Here is a 16,048-nt window from a genome sequence, read left to right as displayed (position 1 = left end):
CAAGTTTGTGTATGCTGGATGCGTCAGGATGGAGCCGCCGGTATGAAGGAGGAGCGCCGCACGTGGATGCCGAGCTGACGAACAAGAGCCGGGACGCGATCAACGCGGCCAGCAGCCGCGCCCTGACCGACGGGCACTCCGACTTCACCCCGGCCCACCTGCTCCTGGCCCTGCTGGAGGGCGAGGACAACGAGAACATCCAGGACCTGCTGGCGTCGGTGGAGGCCGACCAGGCCGCACTGCGCTCCGGTGCCGAGCGGCTGCTCGGCGCGCTGCCCCGGGTGCAGGGCAGCACCGTCGCCAAGCCACAGCCCAACCGGGAGCTGCTCGCCGTCATCGCGGACGCGGCCCAGCGCGCGAAGGAGCTGGGGGACGCGTACGTCTCCACCGAGCACCTGCTCATCGGCGTCGCCGCGAAGGGCGGGCAGACCGGTGAGGTGCTGGAGGGGCAGGGCGCGAGCGCGAAGAAGCTGCTGGCCGCGTTCCAGGAGGCGCGCGGTGGCCGCCGCGTCACCACCGCCGACCCGGAGGGCACCTACAAGGCGCTGGAGAAGTTCGGCACGGACCTCACCGCCGCCGCGCGGGACGGCAAGCTGGACCCGGTCATCGGCCGGGACCAGGAGATCCGCCGCGTCGTGCAGGTGCTCTCGCGCCGCACCAAGAACAACCCGGTGCTCATCGGTGAGCCCGGCGTGGGCAAGACGGCCGTCGTCGAGGGCCTGGCGCAGCGCATCGTCAAGGGCGACGTGCCGGAGTCGCTGCGCGACAAGCGGCTGGTCAGCCTGGACCTGGGCGCGATGGTCGCCGGGGCGAAGTACCGTGGCGAGTTCGAGGAGCGGCTGAAGACGGTCCTGGCCGAGATCAAGGACAGCGAGGGCCAGATCGTCACGTTCATCGACGAGCTGCACACCGTCGTCGGCGCGGGCGCTGGTGGCGATTCGGCGATGGACGCGGGCAACATGCTCAAGCCGATGCTGGCCCGTGGCGAGCTGCGCATGGTCGGCGCGACGACGCTGGACGAGTACCGCGAGCGGATCGAGAAGGACCCGGCGCTGGAGCGGCGCTTCCAGCAAGTGCTGGTCGCCGAGCCCACGGTGGCCGACTCGATCGCGATCCTGCGCGGGCTCAAGGGGCGCTACGAGGCGCACCACAAGGTGCAGATCGCCGACAGCGCGCTGGTGGCCGCCGCCACCCTCTCCGACCGCTACATCACCTCCCGCTTCCTCCCCGACAAGGCCATCGACCTGGTGGACGAGGCCGCGTCCCGGCTGCGCATGGAGATCGACTCCTCACCGGTGGAGATCGACGCGCTCCAGCGCTCGGTGGACCGGATGCGCATGGAAGAGCTGGCGCTGGCCAGCGAGTCCGACGCGGCCTCCGTCGAGCGGCTGGAGAAGCTGCGCCGCGACCTGGCCGACCGGGAGGAGGAGCTGCGCGGCCTGATCGCCCGCTGGGAGAAGGAGAAGCAGGCGCTCAACGCGCTCGGTGAGCTGAAGGAGCGCCTGGACGAACTGCGCGGCCAGGCCGAACGGGCCGAGCGGGACGGCGACTTCGACACCGCGTCCAAGCTGCTCTACGGCGAGATCCCGGCCGTCGAGCGGCAGTTGGAGGAGGCCGCGCGGGCCGAGGCGGAAGCGGAGGCGGCCCCGGCGAAGGACGCCATGGTCAAGGAGGAGGTCGGCCCGGACGACATCGCCGACGTCGTCGCCTCCTGGACGGGCATCCCGGCCGGCCGCCTGCTGGAAGGTGAGACGCAGAAACTCCTGCGCATGGAAGAGGAGCTGGGCCGCCGTCTGATCGGCCAGAGCGAGGCCGTGCGGGCGGTGTCCGACGCCGTCCGCCGCACCCGCGCGGGCATCTCCGACCCCGACCGGCCCACCGGCTCGTTCCTCTTCCTCGGCCCCACCGGCGTCGGCAAGACGGAGCTGGCGAAGGCGCTCGCGGACTTCCTGTTCGACGACGAGCGGGCGATGGTCCGCATCGACATGAGCGAGTACGGCGAGAAGCACTCGGTGGCCCGCCTGGTCGGCGCCCCGCCCGGATACGTCGGCTATGAGGAGGGCGGCCAGCTCACCGAGGCCGTGCGGCGCCGCCCGTACACCGTCGTCCTGCTGGACGAGGTGGAGAAGGCGCACCCGGAGGTCTTCGACATCCTGCTCCAGGTGCTGGACGACGGACGCCTCACCGACGGCCAGGGCCGCACCGTCGATTTCCGCAACACCATCCTCATCCTCACCTCCAACCTCGGCAGCCAGCACCTGATGGACCCCCTGTCCAAGCCCGAGGACCAAAAGGAGAAGGTGCTCGCGGCGGTGCGCGCCGCGTTCCGCCCGGAGTTCCTGAACCGGCTGGACGACATCGTCGTCTTCCAGGCGCTCAGCGGCGACGAGCTGGAGCGCATCGCGCAGCTGCAGATCGACGCGCTCCAGCGGCGCCTGGCCGACCGGCGGCTTACGCTGGAGGTGACCGAGACCGCCCGGCACTGGCTGGCGGTCGAGGGCAACGACCCGGCGTACGGCGCGCGCCCGCTGCGCCGCCTGGTACAGACCGCGATCGGTGACCAGCTGGCCCGGGAGATCCTGAGCGGCGGGGTGCGCGACGGCGACACCGTCCGGGTCGATGTCACCGGTGACGGGCTGGTCGTCGCACCGGCCGCCACGGACTGACCGCGCAGCCCGGCCGGGCACCCGCCGCACGGGGCGGCTGCCGTCGCAAGGGGCGGGCGCGCCGCACCGAGAGGGCGCCCGGCCGGGTTGCGGTGACCGGGCCGTCGTGGGGGAGGATGGCCGAAGCCGTACGAAGGGAACACCTACGTGAGCATCGACCCGTCCTCGATTCCGAACTTCGGGGGCCAGGAACCTCAGCAACCGCAGCAGGGTCCGCCTCAGGGGCCGATCGTCCCGGACCAGAACCTGGTCAAGCAGCTGCTCGACCAGATGGAGCTCAAGTACGTCGTTGACGACGAGGGCGACCTCGCCGCGCCGTGGGAGAAGTTCCGCACGTACTTCATGTTCCGCGGGGAGAAGGAGCAGCAGGTCTTCTCGGTGCGGACGTTCTACGACCGGCCGCACTCGATCGACGACAAGATCAAGATCCTGGAGTCGATCGACGACTGGAACCGCCGCACCCTGTGGCCAAAGGTCTACACCCACACGCATGACGACGGCACCGTCAGGTTGATCGGCGAAGCGCAGCTGCTCATCGGCACCGGCGTGTCGCTGGAACACTTCGTGTCCAGCACGGTGAGCTGGGTGCGTGCGTCGATGGAGTTCGACAAGTGGCTCGTGGACACGCTCGGTCTGGAGAAGGACGCCGAATCCGGCTCCGACGGCACCGGCGGCCCGGACAGCACCCCCGGCACCGGCCCGGACGGCGACGAGAGCTGACCTCCCCGAAGCACCCGCAGCACATCGCGGACGGCCCCGGGCGGGCATGCCCGCCCGGGGCCGTCCGCCGTACCCGGAGAGGAAGCGCCCGCATGCGACGACGCCCCCCTGCCCCCGCCCTGCCCCTGGCCGCGCTGGCCCTGGCCACCGCGCTGACCCTCACCGCCTGCGGCAGCGAACCCGCGTCCGAGGCGGGTTCGGTCTCCACCTCGCCGTCCGCACCGGCGTCGGAACCCGGCCCCCAGACGCACTCCCCCACGGCCCCACCGGCGTCCCCCTCGGTGCCCGCGTCACCGACCACGGAGTTCAGCGCCCAGAAGGTGAGCGGCGAGGGCGACAACTTCACCACCCGCCCGACCCTGCGGAACGTCATGCTCACCGAGCACGACGGCTACGACCGCCTCACCTTCACCTTCGAAGGCGGCACCCCCGGCTACATCGCCCACTACATGGACCCGCTCGCCCACGGCGGTCGCGGTGACGTCACCGAGGTCCCCGGCGAGCACGGCCTCAAGCTGGTCCTCGTCGGCATGCCGCGTGAGGCGAACGTCCCCTTCGACGGCGAGCCGACGGACACCGTGCGCGGCGTGGCGGGCATGGGCGTCTTCGAGGGCGAACTGGGCGTCGCCATCGGCGTCGAGTCGCAGGACGGCTTCCGCGTCACCCCCGCCGCCGGCACCCTCACCGTGGACATCGCCCACTGACACCCGCCCCCGGGGCGGCAGAGGGCCATACCGTCGCGGTTCTCCGGCACCGGCTGTGGGGCGCACGCTCTGTCCGGGCCGTCTGCCGACCGTACCAACGGGCTCGGGGCCGCAGCTCTTTCCGTCCTATCCTGGGTCCACACGGGAAGGAGTCGTTCATGAGCGTCGACGCGATCGTGCACACCGAGTTCCCCGAGGGGTACACGGTCCTGTTCGGGGCCGACGGAAAGGTGATCATGACCCCACAGAGCGAAGAGCACTCCAGCACCATCAGATCAATGCAGATCGACTCCGCTCTGACCCTCGGCCGTCACGCGAAGGTCACCTCCGACGTCTACATCGATTTCCCCGCTGACGAGAACTCCGCCCCCGACCTCGCGATCCTGCGTGAGGACGCGCGTAAGGAAGGCAAGCGCTACAGCTTCGAGGACGTCCTGCTGATCTCCGAGGTCGTCTCGACCTCCTCCGCGCGCAAGGACTACGACGACTGCACCGCGAAGTACGGCCGCTACGGCATCCCGGTCTACCTGGTGGTAGACCCCTACGCCCAGGAAGTCGTCCTGCACACCCAGCCGACCGGCACCGGTTACATCGCGGCGCACACCCACCAGTACGGCACGGGCAAGCTCCCCATCCCCCTGGCCGACGGCCGCACTTTCACCCTCGACCTCGACGAGCTCCCGCACCCCGAGCCCGAGGCGGACGCCCGCTGACCAAGCCCCCCGGTGCGGCCACTCCCGTGCCGCTGCGACGTGTGTGAAGCACTCGGCCGACAGCGGGGAGGCAGCCCGGACGGCGGGAGACATGTCGCGGGTCTCTGACCGCACCGTGGAGATCGGACGGCACCCACACGGGGGACGGCGCTCACGACGGGCGACAGGCTACGAGTTGACCGGGCTTCCGGAGTCGTGTTCCTGCCTCGTGGGCAGTCCGTGAAACCCTGCCCCTTCCCCTGCTCGATCTGCAAGGCGAAGGGGCGGCAGTGAAGCTCTCACACCCTGTCGCCCGCTTCGCTGGTCCGTTTCGCGTTGGCGATCTGAGGGGGCGACAGGGTTTCTGCCGCACGCTTGCCGCGCTCGGCAAGCTCCACTGTCCCCTGCTCCACCGGGGCAGGGTCCACTCACAACGAGGAGAAAGAGAGGGTGACTACATGCCGCTGAACGTGCACACGTACGACGCGCCTCGCTGACGCCGACAGCTGGCGCGGCATCCCCTTCGCTGGGGGCGGAGGGGCGGGGCATCAGTGTGTGCGCAGTTTGGACAGCCTTCTGATGGCTTCTTCCACCACGTCGGTCCGCTTGCAGAAGGCGAAGCGGACGAAGGGGGCGCCTTCGGCGCGGTGGTCGTAGAAGACGGCGTTGGGGACGGCCACCACGCCGCAGCGCTCCGGCAGGGCTCGGCAGAAGGCGACGCCGTCGCTTTCGCCGCCCAGGGGGCGGATGTCGGTGGTCACGAAGTACGTGCCGGACGGCCGGTACACCGTGAAGCCCGCCTCCGCGAGGCCGTCCGCGAGCCGGTCGCGCTTGGCGCGCAGTTCGTCGCGCAGACCGGTGAAGTACGCGTCGGGCAGCGCCAGCGCCTCGGCGATCGCGTACTGGAACGGTCCGGCGGAGACGAAGGTGAGGTACTGCTTCGCCGAGCGGACGGCGGTGAGCAGTCCGGGCTCGGCCGTCACCCAGCCGACCTTCCACCCAGTGAAGGAGAAGGTCTTGCCGCTGCTGGAGATCGTCACCGTGCGGTCGCGCATGCCGGGGAGGGTGGCGATGGGCACGTGGTCGCCGTCGAAGACCAGGTGTTCGTACACCTCGTCGGTGACGACCAGCAGGTCGCGCTCGCAGGCCAGGTCCGCGATCGCCGTCAGCTCGGCGCGGCTGAGCACGGTGCCGGTGGGGTTGTGCGGGGAGTTCAGCAGGAGCAGGCGGGTGCGGTCGGTGACGGCGGCCCGCAGCTTGTCCAGGTCCAGCCGGTAGAACGGCGTTCCGGTGGACGTGTCCGGGTGCAGCGTGACGGGGACGCGGGTGCCGCCCGCCAGGGCGATGGACGCCGCGTAGGAGTCGTAGTAGGGCTCCAGCGCGACCACCTCGTCACCGGGTTCCACCAGGGCCAGCAGCGCGGCGGCGATGGCCTCGGTGGCCCCGGCCGTGACCAGCACCTCGGTGTCCGGGTCCCACTCCAGGCCGTACCACCGCCGCTGGTGCGCGGCCACGGCGTGGCGCAGCTCGGGGACGCCGGGGCCGGGCGGGTACTGGTTGCCCCACCCCTTGCGCAGCGCCCGTACGGCGGCCTCCCGAACCTGCTCGGGGCCGTCGGTGTCCGGAAAGCCCTGGCCGAGGTTGATGGCCCCGGTGCGCTGGGCGAGCGCCGACATCTCGGCGAAGATCGTGGTTCCGAACTCCGCGAGGCGGCGGTTCAGCAGCGGTCGTCCCATACCCGGCATCCTCCGGGAAACCTCTGAGCTTGCTCAAGTGTGCTTTGCCATAGAAGCGGGAGGGGGATGTCCCGGTCAGGTCTGCCCTGTCGGGGGGCGGGGCAGGATCGAGGGGGGAATCGGCATGAACATGTTGTTCGTCATGATCGCCGCATTCAGCATGGTCTTCCTGATGATCGTCATCACGGTAGTCATCTGGGCTGTCCTGAGCGGACGTAACGGGTCACGCGTGGGCGGCAACGGTGCCAGCGGATCGCACGGTGGAGGCTGGAGTAACAGCGACGGGGGCTGGGGCGACTGCGGCGGAGGCGGCGGTGGAGGAGGAGGAGGCTGCGGCGGAGGCGACTGAGGAACCACCCGCACCGGTACCGTCGCCCCGCCCACGCACCCCGGGCGCGTCCTCGGGTGCCTGAGGGTCGCCGCGGTCCGGGAAGGCCGCGTCTCCTCGCGACGGCACGCTCCAGGCGGAGCTGGTCGCCACTGCGGCCGGACGGGGGTTGACCGGCACGGCGTGGAGTCACAGGTCGGTGGGCGCTACCGGGAAGCGTCCGGCCCCAGCGCCGTGCGGAGGGGCTGCGGCGCGTCCCGGCGCGCTCCGCCGACTGCGCCAGCCGCGGGGAACGGCCAGGCTTTCGCGGGCCGCAGCACCGGCGAGAGGTCCCGGCGGTGGCCCCGGGGGTCAGGAGTGGCGGGTGGGCGGGCGATATGCCAGGGACAACTGCCTTGCTGGGTGGGGTGGTTGGGAGTAGCGAGGAGAAGCGGGTGAACACGTGATCAACACCGCCCTCTCGGGTATGGAAACGGCCCGAAGTTGGGTAAAACCGCTGTGAACTTTGCTGGGATCGTGGTTCGGTGATGGTGTGTCAGGAGCCCGTGTGGGCACGCGCCGCCGGCGAACAACTGAGATCCACCTGGCTCATCCCCCGAGGAGTGCCCGGCCACCCTCTACCGGCCCATCCTCCCCACGTGCTTGCGGAGCCGACCATGCTCACCACGCTGAACACCGCCTACACCGACACCCGGGCCGCCGACCTCGCCTGGGCCCTCGGCCATGCGCCACTCCCCGCGCTGGCCACCCTCGACCTGCGGCTCGGTCGCGCGCGGGTGCAGTTGCGTCTGCTGGGGGCGTCGCATCAGGTGCTGCTGGACGAGGACAGCGGCAGCTGTTCGGAGACCGTGGCGTGCATGCCGGGCCGCCGCAGCGGCAGCCCGCTGCCGGTCGGTGTCTCCCGGCGGCTCGGGGCCTGGGAGTACGAGTTCGCCGCGCGGGTGGAGACGCTCTCGCGCAACTCGTTCTCCGGCCGGGCGCAGGAACTGCTCGCGCTGGTCGCCGACCACCCGCACGGGCTGGCCGGAACGTTCCCCGGCGACCCGTACGCGTTCACGGCCCTGCTCGTCCAGCGCGTCGGCCAGCAGGTGTGCTGGCGCACCTGGCACGCCTATCCGCAGGAACGGCGTCTGGTCGCCACCCGCAGCCGCGTCGCCGTCCGCGCGCGGGAGGGGGCGCGGGAAGGCGCGCTGGCCTGACGCGGGCCTGGACGCCCCGGGGTCCCTCGGGGCGCCATCCGCTTCCCGGACTTCGGGAGCGGAAATCCACCCTTGAGGGTGACACTGCGGAGGTTTAGCGTCACGTAGCGTTCCCCGCATGATCGACCAGCCCGTGTCCGGACGGCCGGTGCGGCCCGAGGGCACGCCGGGATCGGCGGCGGACGCGTCGTCCGTGCGGCTGCCGGTGTCAGCGAGGGCCGGCCGCTTCCTCGTCCTGTGCGCGGTGTTCGTCTGCGCCGCGTGCGGGCTGGTCTACGAGCTGGCCCTCGTGGCGCTGGCCACCTACCTCACCGGTGACTCGGTGACGCAGGCGTCGATCGTGCTGTCGGTCATGGTGTTCGCCATGGGCGTGGGCTCGCTGCTGGCCAAGCGGCTGCGCTGCCGGGCCGCCGTCGGCTTTGGGCTGATCGAGTCCCTGCTCGCACTCGTCGGCGGCGGCTCGGCGATGGCGCTGTACGCGTGCTTCGCCTGGTTCGGCGCCTCCCGCCTGGCCCTGGTCGCCTTCTCCCTCACCATCGGCGTGCTGATCGGCGCCGAGATGCCGCTGCTGATGACGCTGATCCAGCGCATCCGGGCGCAGGACGCGGGCGGCGCCGTCGCGGACCTGTTCGCCGCCGACTACGTGGGCGCCCTCGTCGGCGGGCTGGCCTTCCCGTTCCTGCTGCTGCCGCTGTTCGGGCAGCTCACCGGCGCGCTGCTGGTCGGCGGGGTGAACGCCGTCGCCGGGGGCGCGCTCGTGCTGTGGCTGTTCCGGCACGACCTCACCCGCGCCGCCCGCGCCGCGACGGTGCTCGCCTTCGCCGCGACGCTGGCGCTGCTGGCGGCGGCCGCCGTGCTGGCCGGGCCGTTCGAGGACGCCGCGCGCCGCGCGGTGTACGGCGCGGACGTCCGGGTCGCGGTGCGCACCGACGTGCAGGAGATCGTGCTGACCCAGACCGGCGGGCCGCGCCCGGCGAGCGCCTGTGGGCTGGAGCTGTACCTCGACGGGCGGCTGCGCGTCTGCGGCGCGGACGAGGCCCGCTACCACCAGGCGCTGGTCCACCCGGCGATGGCCGCCGGGCCGCGCGGACGCGTGCTCATTTTCGGCGGCGGCGACGGCCTGGCCCTGCGCGAGGTGCTGCGCTACGACGACGTCGGCTCGGTCACCGTCGTGGACCTCGATCCCGGCGTCGTGGCGCTCGCCCGCACCGATCCGCGACTGAGCGCGCTCAACGGGGACGCCTTCGCCGACCCCCGGGTGCGCGTCGTGACCGCTGACGCCTTCCGCTGGGTGCGGGCCTGGCCCGGCACCGGCGAGGCGCCGTACGACGTCGTCCTGTCCGGGCTGCCCGATCCCCGGCTGGCCGAGGCGACGCGGCTGTACTCGCAGGAGTTCTACGGCATGCTGCCGCGTGCCCTGACTCCGGACGGGCGCGTCGCCGTGCACGCCGGGTCGGTACGCGGCTCCGGGCACACCTTCTGGACGGTGGCGGCCACGCTGCGCTCCGCCGGTCTGCACCCCGTCCCGTACGCCGTGGACGGGCGGCTCACCGGCTACCCCGCCGACACCGACCGCGCCCCGCGCACCCGCGCCGACGGCGGCCAGCCACCCGCCGACTGGGGCTTCCTGCTCGCCGCGCCCGGCGGCCCGCCGCCGCTCACCCTCGCCCCCACCGCGCCCGCCGACAGCACCCTCACCCCCGCCGACCTCACCCACGCCGCCGCCACCGCGCGGCGGCACCGCGCCACCGGCCTGCCGCCCTCGACCCTGCTGCACCCGCGCTACGACGGCTGAGTCCACCACCGCCTGACGTGGCGCCCGGTGTGCGGAAAGCGCGCGGGATCGGGCATCAGACCACCCGTACGCAGGTAGGCTCCGGGGCATGGAGCACGAGGTGTACGTACCGTTTCCGGTCGGCCCGGTCCGGGCGGCGCTCGCCGAGCCCGAGCGCGTCGCCCGCTGCGTACCGGGGTTCCAGCCCGACGCGTCCGAGGAGCCCCGGGCTCCGGAGGGGGAGACGGCGGTGACCGGACGCCTGCGGCTCCGCATCGCCGGGTCCACCATCACCTACCGTGGCACGCTGGCGATCGCCGCCGCCGAAGACGGCTTCCACGTCACCGGCGAGGGCACCGAGGCCCGCGGCCAGGGCAAGGCTCACCTCACCCTGACGCTCACCCCGCGCACCGCTTCCTCGCCGGACGCCGGGGCGGGCACCGCGCTCGCCTGCACCGGCGGCGTGCGGGGCACGGGCCGCCTGACCGAGGTCGAGGCCAGGCAGCGCGCCACCGCCGGACGGCGGCTGCTGGAACGGTTCGGCGAGGCGCTGGCGGAGAGTCTGGCCGCCGACCCGCCCGCCGACGACAACGCCCGCGTCATCCCGGGCATCCCGGCCCCGGAGACACCCCCGGGGACGCCGGAGCCGGACCCGGCCGCCGAACCCGCGGGCGATTCCGGCTTCGACCCGCCCGTCCCCGCGTCTTCGCTTGATCCGCTCCCCGCCGAGGAGCCCGCGGGGCTGACGCCGCCCGTGCCCGCCGAGGCGGCGCACGCGCGGCGCACCATGATCGGCCGCAGCGCGGAGGAGGTGGACCACGCGCCGCCGCGCGGGCGTTACGCCCCCGTGCCCGCCCCGGAGACGGTCTCCACCACCGCCGCGCTCCGCTGGGCCGCTCCGGCGGCGGCCCTGGCCCTGGCCTCGGCCGTCGCGGTGACTCGCGTCCTGCGCCGCCGCCGCTGACCACCGCCCGCGCCGCCGCGTCCGTCCCCGTCCCGTGTCGCGTGCCCACCCCGGCCCGCCCCGGAGCCGGGAGCACGCACCACCCGTGCCCGCCGCTGGCAAGGCCCGCCCGTCAGACGGCTGCGGCCTCGGCGAACAGGGCCCGTCCGGCGGAGGCGGGGAACGGGCGGCCCAGGACCCGCCCGTCCCCGCTGCCCACCGACATGACGCCGACCACTGTGCCGGATTCGGTCGCCGTGTCGTAGTCCTGGAGCCAGGGCCCGCCGCTGGCGCCCTGGGTGAGCGGGCACGGCCGCAGCAGCAGCCCGCCGACGTTGGAGGCGTGCGCGGTCTGCTCGGTCAGCAGCTCGGCGCCGCCCAAGCAGTGGGCGAGCGTCTCGCCGTCGTAGGGCGGCGCGGCGGGGTAGCCCATCGGGAGCACGGGTTCGCCCGCGTCCACGGGGGCGAAGGCGAGCCGGTTGGCGCCGTAGGTCTGCTGGATGCTGCGCCCGGCGCGCTCCTCGACCGTCACGAAGGCGTAGTCGTGCGGGAGTATGGCGTCCAGCTCGCGGTTGACGTCCCAGCCTGGCGGCGTGTGGTAGGAGACGACCTTCCACCCCTGGTCCACCACCGCGCTGGGGCCCGCCGGGTCGCCGGGGTAGTCGGGGGCGAACCACGCCTGGCGCGGGACGGCCGGGTGCTCCGGCGAGGTCAGGCAGTGCGCGGCGGTGGCTATGACGCTGCCGCTGGGCGAGTCCACGATCGCGCCGGAGCAGACACCCAGGCGCCCGTCGCCCAGGTCCGTGACCAGTTTGCCGACCGTGGCGACGCTGGGGGACGCCCACGGCTCGCCCTGCGCACCGGCCGCGGTGACGCCCAGGTGTGCGGGCAGGTCCGCGCGCGGGCCGGTGGCCCCGGCCAGGGCCAGCGCCGCGAAGACGGTGGCCAGGCCCGCTGTCGCCGTGCGTATGTGCTCCATCACCTCACCGTGTGCGGTGCGTGGTGCTTCGGCCACCGCTCACGGCCGACCGGGTTACCTGGCAGCGGGCTACCGGCCGCGGGCTCCTTCCACCGGCGGGGCGGACGCTGGCGGCGGCGCGCTCCCGCCGCTCCGGCCCCGGCCTGCGTTCTCCACCCCCAGCCCGCGTTCCCGCCCGTCCGTGTTCCGGCCCCGCCCGCGTTCGCCGCCCGGCCACGCCTTCCTGCCCCTGCCCGTACCATCCCCGGGAGCCCGGAACGCGGGAACAGCTCGTGCGAGGAACGTGCCCTGATCGCGCCCCCGGAGGATGATGGGAGAGGTCACGGCCGACGCGAGGCGGGCGGGAAGGAGGGCGGGGATGAGTCCTGAGGGAGGCTGGCTCCCCGGCTCGGCGGAGCGCATCGGGCAGCGCGGCCGCACGGGGTGGGTGGAGGCGGGTCCGACAGCTCCCGGCGGCCTGCTCGACGTGCTCAGCGTGGCGACGTTCGTCCTCGACGACCAGGGCCGCATCGTCTTCTGGAGCCCGCAGGCCCAGGCCCTGCTCGGCTACCCGCCCGAGGAGGCGCTGGGCCAGTACGCCGCCCGCCTGCTCGTGCCGGAGGAGCACTTCGAGCTGGTGCTGCGCCTGTTCCGCGACATCATGCGGGACGAGCACGGCAGCTGGGATGGCAGCTTCCCCGTGCTCCAGCGCGACGGACAGACCCGCGTGCTGGAGTTCCGCAACATGCGCCTGCTGGACGTCCTCGGCGACACCTACGCGCTCGCCCTGGCCACCGACCAGGCCACCCTGCGCCGCGTCGAACGGGACCTGGCGCTGTCGGTCCGGCTGGTCGAGCAGTCCCCGATCGGCCTAGCGATCATGGACACCGACCTGCGCTACCTCGCCGTCAACCCCGCGCTGGAGCGCATCAACGGCCTGCCCGCCGACAAGCACATCGGCCACCGGGTGGGCGAGACACTGCCGTTCCTGGACGTGGAGGGCATCGAGGCGGCCATGCGCCGGGTGCTCACCACCGGCGTCCCGCTGCTGGACCAGTACACGGTCGGGCGAACGCCGGCCGAGCCGCAGGAGGAGCACGCGTGGTCGGTGTCGTTCCACCGGCTGGAGGACGCCGCCGGCCGCGTGCTGGGCCTGGCCACCTCCGTCGTGGACGTCACCGACCGGCACCGGGCCGCGCGGGAGGCCGACCGGGCCCGGCACCGCCTGGCCGTCGTCGCCGACGCCTCCGTCCGCATCGGCACCACCCTCGACCTGGAGCAGACCGCCCGCGAACTCGCCGACGTCGCCGTGCCCGAGCTGGCCGACGTGGCCGCCGTGGACGTGCTGGACACCGCGCTCACCGAACGCCGCTCACCGCCGACGACCTCGGGCCCCGCGGTGTTCCGCGCCCTGGCCGTCAACGCCGCGTACCCCACGGAGGCGGTGCGCGCCGCCGACCCGCCCGGCGAGCTGGCCCGCTACGACGCCGACCGCCTGGTCACCCAGTGTGTGCGCACCGGACGGCCCGTGCTCGTCACCCACGTGGCGGATGACAACCTGCGCTCCATCGCCCGCGACCCCGAATCCGCCACCCTGCTCGCCCGCGCCGGGGTGCACTCCTACCTCGCGGTGCCGCTCATCGCGCGCGGCGAGGTGCTCGGCGCGCTGGACCTCAAACGCGCCCGCAACCCGCTGCCCTTCGACGCCGACGACGTCGCCCTCGCCTCCGAGCTGGCCGCCCGCGCCGCCGTCTGCATCGACAACGCCCGCTGGTACGAGCGGCAGCGCAACGCCGCGCTCACCCTCCAGCGCAGCCTGCTCCCCCAGCACCCCCCGCACCTGACGGGCCTGGAGGTCGCCTCGCGCTACCAGCCAGCCGGAGCGGCCAGCGAGGTCGGCGGCGACTGGTTCGACACCCTGCCGCTGTCCGACGGCAAGACGGCGCTGATCGTCGGCGACGTGATGGGCAGCGGCATGACCGCCGCCACCACCATGGGCCGCCTGCGCACCGCCACCCAGACCCTGGCCGAACTGGACCTCGACCCCGCCGAGCTGTTGCGCCACCTGGACAAGATCACCGCAGGCATCGACAACTACATTGCCACCTGCCTGTACGCGCTGTACGACCCGCGCACCGGCGCCTGCTGCGTGTCCAACGCGGGCCACCTGCCGCCGGTGCTGCTGCGCGAGGGCTGCCGCCCGGTCCTGGTGGACCTGCCCAGCGGCGCCCCGCTCGGCGTGGGCGGGGTCGGCAGCGTCACCTTCCGCAGCCAGACGATCCCGCTGCACCCCGGCGACCAGCTCGTGCTCTACACCGACGGCCTGGTCGAACGCCGCGACGTGGACATCGACGTCCGTCTGGAGACGCTGCGGCACATTCTGGACGGTCCCCTCCGCCCGCTGGAGGAGACCTGCGACCTGCTGCTGGAACACCTGCGCGGCCGCGACCGGGACCAGGACCACGACGACGCGGCCCTGCTGGTCGCCCGGGTGGCGACGCCCTGACGCGACCGTGACGCCTTGACGTTCGCGACGCGCTGACGCCCGCGACGCCCTGAACCAGCTGCCGCCGCGCGGGTCGCAGTGGCAGCCGTGCCACCGCGCCGCCACCGCGAAACCGCGACGGGTGGGCGGCCGCGCCGGGGCGCCTACTCGCCCCGGCGCGGCGCGGGCCGCCAGACGACGAGCGCCCCCGACTGCTGGACGTCCTCGTAGCGGACCAGATCGCGGCGGTAGGAGGCGTGCACCTGCTGCTCGCGCTGCCGCATGGCCACCGCCGCGCCGTCCACGGCCTGCTGGAGTTCGGCGACGCGCGACCGCAGCGCCGCCACCTGGTTCTCCAGCTCGATGATGCGCTTGATGCCGGCCAGGTTGATGCCCTCGTCCTGGCTGAGCCGCTGCACCTCGCGCAGCAGCTCGATGTCGCGCGCCGAGTAGCGGCGGCCCCGGCCCGCGGTGCGGTCGGGGGAGACCAGGCCGAGGCGGTCGTACTGGCGCAGCGTCTGCGGGTGCAGCCCGGAGAGCTGTGCGGCGACCGAGATGACGTAGACCGGGGTCTCCTCCGTCAGCTCGGGGGCCACCCCGCGAAAGCGGGGACTGTTCGTGCCTCCACCTCGGCCGTCCACCTCAGTCTCCCTTCGCGGCCTGGAACAGCGCCGCCCGCGGGTCCTCACCGGCCATCGCCTCACGGTAGGACTCCAGGGCCTCGCGCGCCTTGTCGTTCAGCTCCTTGGGCACGGCCACCTCGACGGTGACGAGCAGGTCGCCCCGGGAGCCGTCCTTGCGCACGGCGCCCTTGCCGCGCGCGCGCATCGTGCGCCCGCCCGGGGTACCGGCCGGGAGCTTGAGCTTGACCGGCGGGCCGCCGAGCGTGGGCACGCTGATCTCTCCGCCGAGCGCCGCCTCGGTGAACGTCACCGGCACCGTCACCGTCAGGTTGTCGCCGCGCCGCCCGAACACCGGGTGCGGGTCCGCGTGGACGACGACGTACAGGTCACCGTTGGGGCCGCCGCGCTCGCCCGGCGCTCCCTTGCCGCGCAGCCGGATGCGCTGTCCGTCAGACACCCCGGCCGGGATGCGCACCTGCATGGTGCGCGAGCTGGTGGCCCGGCCGCTGCCCCGGCACACCTCGCACGGGTTCTCCGCGATCAGCCCGCGCCCCCGGCAGTCCAGGCACGGGTCGGTGAGCGAGAAGCCACCGCCGCCGCCCCGGCTGACCTGGCCGGTGCCCACGCACGTCGGGCACACCCGGGGCGTGCCGTTCTTGTCACCGGTGCCCGAGCACGCCTTGCACGCCGCGCTGCTGGACATCCGCAGCGGCACCGTCGCGCCGTGCACCGCCTCGGTGAAGCTGAGTGTCACCTCGGACTCGACGTCCTGCCCGCGCCTCGGCTGGGTGCGGGTGCCCGTGCCGCCCCGGTTGAACAGGCCGCCGAAGACGTCTCCCAGGCCGCCGCCGAAGCCGCCGCCGCCCGGGCTGCCCTGCCCGGGGCCACCGCCGAAGAGGTCGCCCAGGTCGAAGGAGAAGTTCCCGCCCGCGCCACCGGGGCCGGGCCGGAAACCGCCGGAGCCGAGCAGGGCGCGCGCCTCGTCGTACTCCTTGCGGGACTTGGGGTCGGACAGGACCTCGTTGGCCTCGCCGACCTCCTTGAACCGCTCCTCGGCCTTGGCGTCGCCCTTGTTGGCGTCCGGGTGGTTCTCGCGGGCGAGCTTGCGGTACGCCTTCTTGATCTCCGCCTCGGTGGCGTCCTTGGGGACACCGAGCACCTTGTAGAGGTCCTTCTCCAGCACCTCTCTGCTGAGGTTCATCCCCGGCGTCCCTCCTTCC

13 protein-coding genes are annotated in these 16,048 nt (G+C 73.3%); 9 read left to right on the top strand and 4 right to left on the bottom strand.

All coding sequences use genetic code 11. The annotated features are described in order from the left end of the window. Positions 1-62 precede the first annotated feature (62 nt). From clpB to JJV70_RS09405, 4 genes are all read left to right on the top strand, one after another. Positions 63-2,666, top strand: coding sequence for an ATP-dependent chaperone ClpB (clpB, locus tag JJV70_RS09420; RefSeq protein ID WP_219047335.1), 2,604 nt, complete (start codon positions 63-65; stop codon positions 2,664-2,666). A gap of 147 nt (positions 2,667-2,813) precedes the next feature. Beyond that, positions 2,814-3,386 (top strand): YbjN domain-containing protein, encoded by a 573-nt coding sequence (locus JJV70_RS09415; protein ID WP_219047334.1) that lies wholly within the window; start codon positions 2,814-2,816, stop codon positions 3,384-3,386. Between the two features lie 92 nt (positions 3,387-3,478). Continuing rightward, positions 3,479-4,090 carry a hypothetical protein gene (locus tag JJV70_RS09410; RefSeq protein WP_219047333.1) on the top strand — a complete coding sequence of 204 codons (612 nt, stop codon included), beginning with the start codon at positions 3,479-3,481 and terminating at the stop codon, positions 4,088-4,090. 158 nt (positions 4,091-4,248) lie between these two features. Further along, entirely contained in the window at positions 4,249-4,803 is a 555-nt protein-coding gene (locus JJV70_RS09405) for a Uma2 family endonuclease (RefSeq protein ID WP_219047332.1), read from the top strand. A 527-nt stretch (positions 4,804-5,330) separates the two neighbouring features. Here JJV70_RS09405 and JJV70_RS09400 read toward each other — a convergent pair. Next, positions 5,331-6,527: a pyridoxal phosphate-dependent aminotransferase gene (locus JJV70_RS09400; protein ID WP_374227267.1), complete on the bottom strand. Its 1,197-nt coding sequence runs from the start codon at positions 6,525-6,527 to the stop codon at positions 5,331-5,333. Positions 6,528-6,642: 115 nt separating this feature from the next. Between JJV70_RS09400 and JJV70_RS09395 the strand changes: the two genes are divergently transcribed. From JJV70_RS09395 to JJV70_RS09380, 4 genes are all read left to right on the top strand, one after another. After that, a complete protein-coding gene (locus tag JJV70_RS09395; protein ID WP_219047330.1) occupies positions 6,643-6,867 on the top strand; it encodes a hypothetical protein in 225 nt (74 codons plus the stop codon). 635 nt (positions 6,868-7,502) lie between these two features. Then, positions 7,503-8,045: a DUF2617 family protein gene (locus JJV70_RS09390; RefSeq protein ID WP_219047408.1), complete on the top strand. Its 543-nt coding sequence runs from the start codon at positions 7,503-7,505 to the stop codon at positions 8,043-8,045. A 118-nt stretch (positions 8,046-8,163) separates the two neighbouring features. Next, positions 8,164-9,840 carry a polyamine aminopropyltransferase gene (locus tag JJV70_RS09385; protein WP_219047329.1) on the top strand — a complete coding sequence of 559 codons (1,677 nt, stop codon included), beginning with the start codon at positions 8,164-8,166 and terminating at the stop codon, positions 9,838-9,840. A gap of 88 nt (positions 9,841-9,928) precedes the next feature. Continuing rightward, on the top strand, positions 9,929-10,783 hold the full coding sequence (locus JJV70_RS09380) for a carbon monoxide dehydrogenase subunit G (protein WP_219047328.1): 855 nt from the start codon (positions 9,929-9,931) through the stop codon (positions 10,781-10,783). A 112-nt stretch (positions 10,784-10,895) separates the two neighbouring features. On the opposite strand, the gene JJV70_RS09375 is transcribed toward JJV70_RS09380, so the two are convergent. After that, positions 10,896-11,741: a serine protease gene (locus tag JJV70_RS09375; RefSeq protein ID WP_219047327.1), complete on the bottom strand. Its 846-nt coding sequence runs from the start codon at positions 11,739-11,741 to the stop codon at positions 10,896-10,898. A 358-nt stretch (positions 11,742-12,099) separates the two neighbouring features. Here JJV70_RS09375 and JJV70_RS09370 point away from each other — a divergent pair, with 358 nt between their 5' ends. Then, positions 12,100-14,226, top strand: coding sequence for a SpoIIE family protein phosphatase (locus JJV70_RS09370; protein ID WP_219047326.1), 2,127 nt, complete (start codon positions 12,100-12,102; stop codon positions 14,224-14,226). A 143-nt stretch (positions 14,227-14,369) separates the two neighbouring features. On the opposite strand, the gene JJV70_RS09365 is transcribed toward JJV70_RS09370, so the two are convergent. Next, complete coding sequence (locus tag JJV70_RS09365) at positions 14,370-14,846, bottom strand: heat shock protein transcriptional repressor HspR (protein WP_374227266.1); 477 nt, start codon at positions 14,844-14,846, stop codon at positions 14,370-14,372. A 1-nt stretch (position 14,847) separates the two neighbouring features. Beyond that, positions 14,848-16,029, bottom strand: a complete 1,182-nt coding sequence (dnaJ, locus tag JJV70_RS09360) for a molecular chaperone DnaJ (RefSeq protein WP_219047324.1) — start codon at positions 16,027-16,029, stop codon at positions 14,848-14,850. Between the last annotated feature and the right edge of the window lie 19 nt (positions 16,030-16,048).

The organism is Streptomyces sp. JJ66 (genome assembly GCF_019303495.1).
Classification (GTDB): domain Bacteria; phylum Actinomycetota; class Actinomycetes; order Streptomycetales; family Streptomycetaceae; genus Streptomyces.
The sequence above is the reverse complement of the archived record's forward strand: the minus strand, read 5'-3'. Positions and strand labels throughout refer to the sequence as shown.

Coding starts and splice junctions, on each gene's coding strand:
- JJV70_RS09410 (WP_219047333.1), top strand. CDS start 3,479: ATGCGACGACGCCCCCCTGCCCCCGCCCTGCCCCTGGCCGCGCTGGCC.
- JJV70_RS09405 (WP_219047332.1), top strand. CDS start 4,249: ATGAGCGTCGACGCGATCGTGCACACCGAGTTCCCCGAGGGGTACACG.
- JJV70_RS09400 (WP_374227267.1), bottom strand. CDS start 6,527: ATGCCGGGTATGGGACGACCGCTGCTGAACCGCCGCCTCGCGGAGTTC.
- JJV70_RS09395 (WP_219047330.1), top strand. CDS start 6,643: ATGAACATGTTGTTCGTCATGATCGCCGCATTCAGCATGGTCTTCCTG.
- JJV70_RS09390 (WP_219047408.1), top strand. CDS start 7,503: ATGCTCACCACGCTGAACACCGCCTACACCGACACCCGGGCCGCCGAC.
- JJV70_RS09385 (WP_219047329.1), top strand. CDS start 8,164: ATGATCGACCAGCCCGTGTCCGGACGGCCGGTGCGGCCCGAGGGCACG.
- JJV70_RS09380 (WP_219047328.1), top strand. CDS start 9,929: ATGGAGCACGAGGTGTACGTACCGTTTCCGGTCGGCCCGGTCCGGGCG.
- JJV70_RS09375 (WP_219047327.1), bottom strand. CDS start 11,741: ATGGAGCACATACGCACGGCGACAGCGGGCCTGGCCACCGTCTTCGCG.
- JJV70_RS09370 (WP_219047326.1), top strand. CDS start 12,100: ATGAGTCCTGAGGGAGGCTGGCTCCCCGGCTCGGCGGAGCGCATCGGG.
- dnaJ (WP_219047324.1), bottom strand. CDS start 16,029: ATGAACCTCAGCAGAGAGGTGCTGGAGAAGGACCTCTACAAGGTGCTC.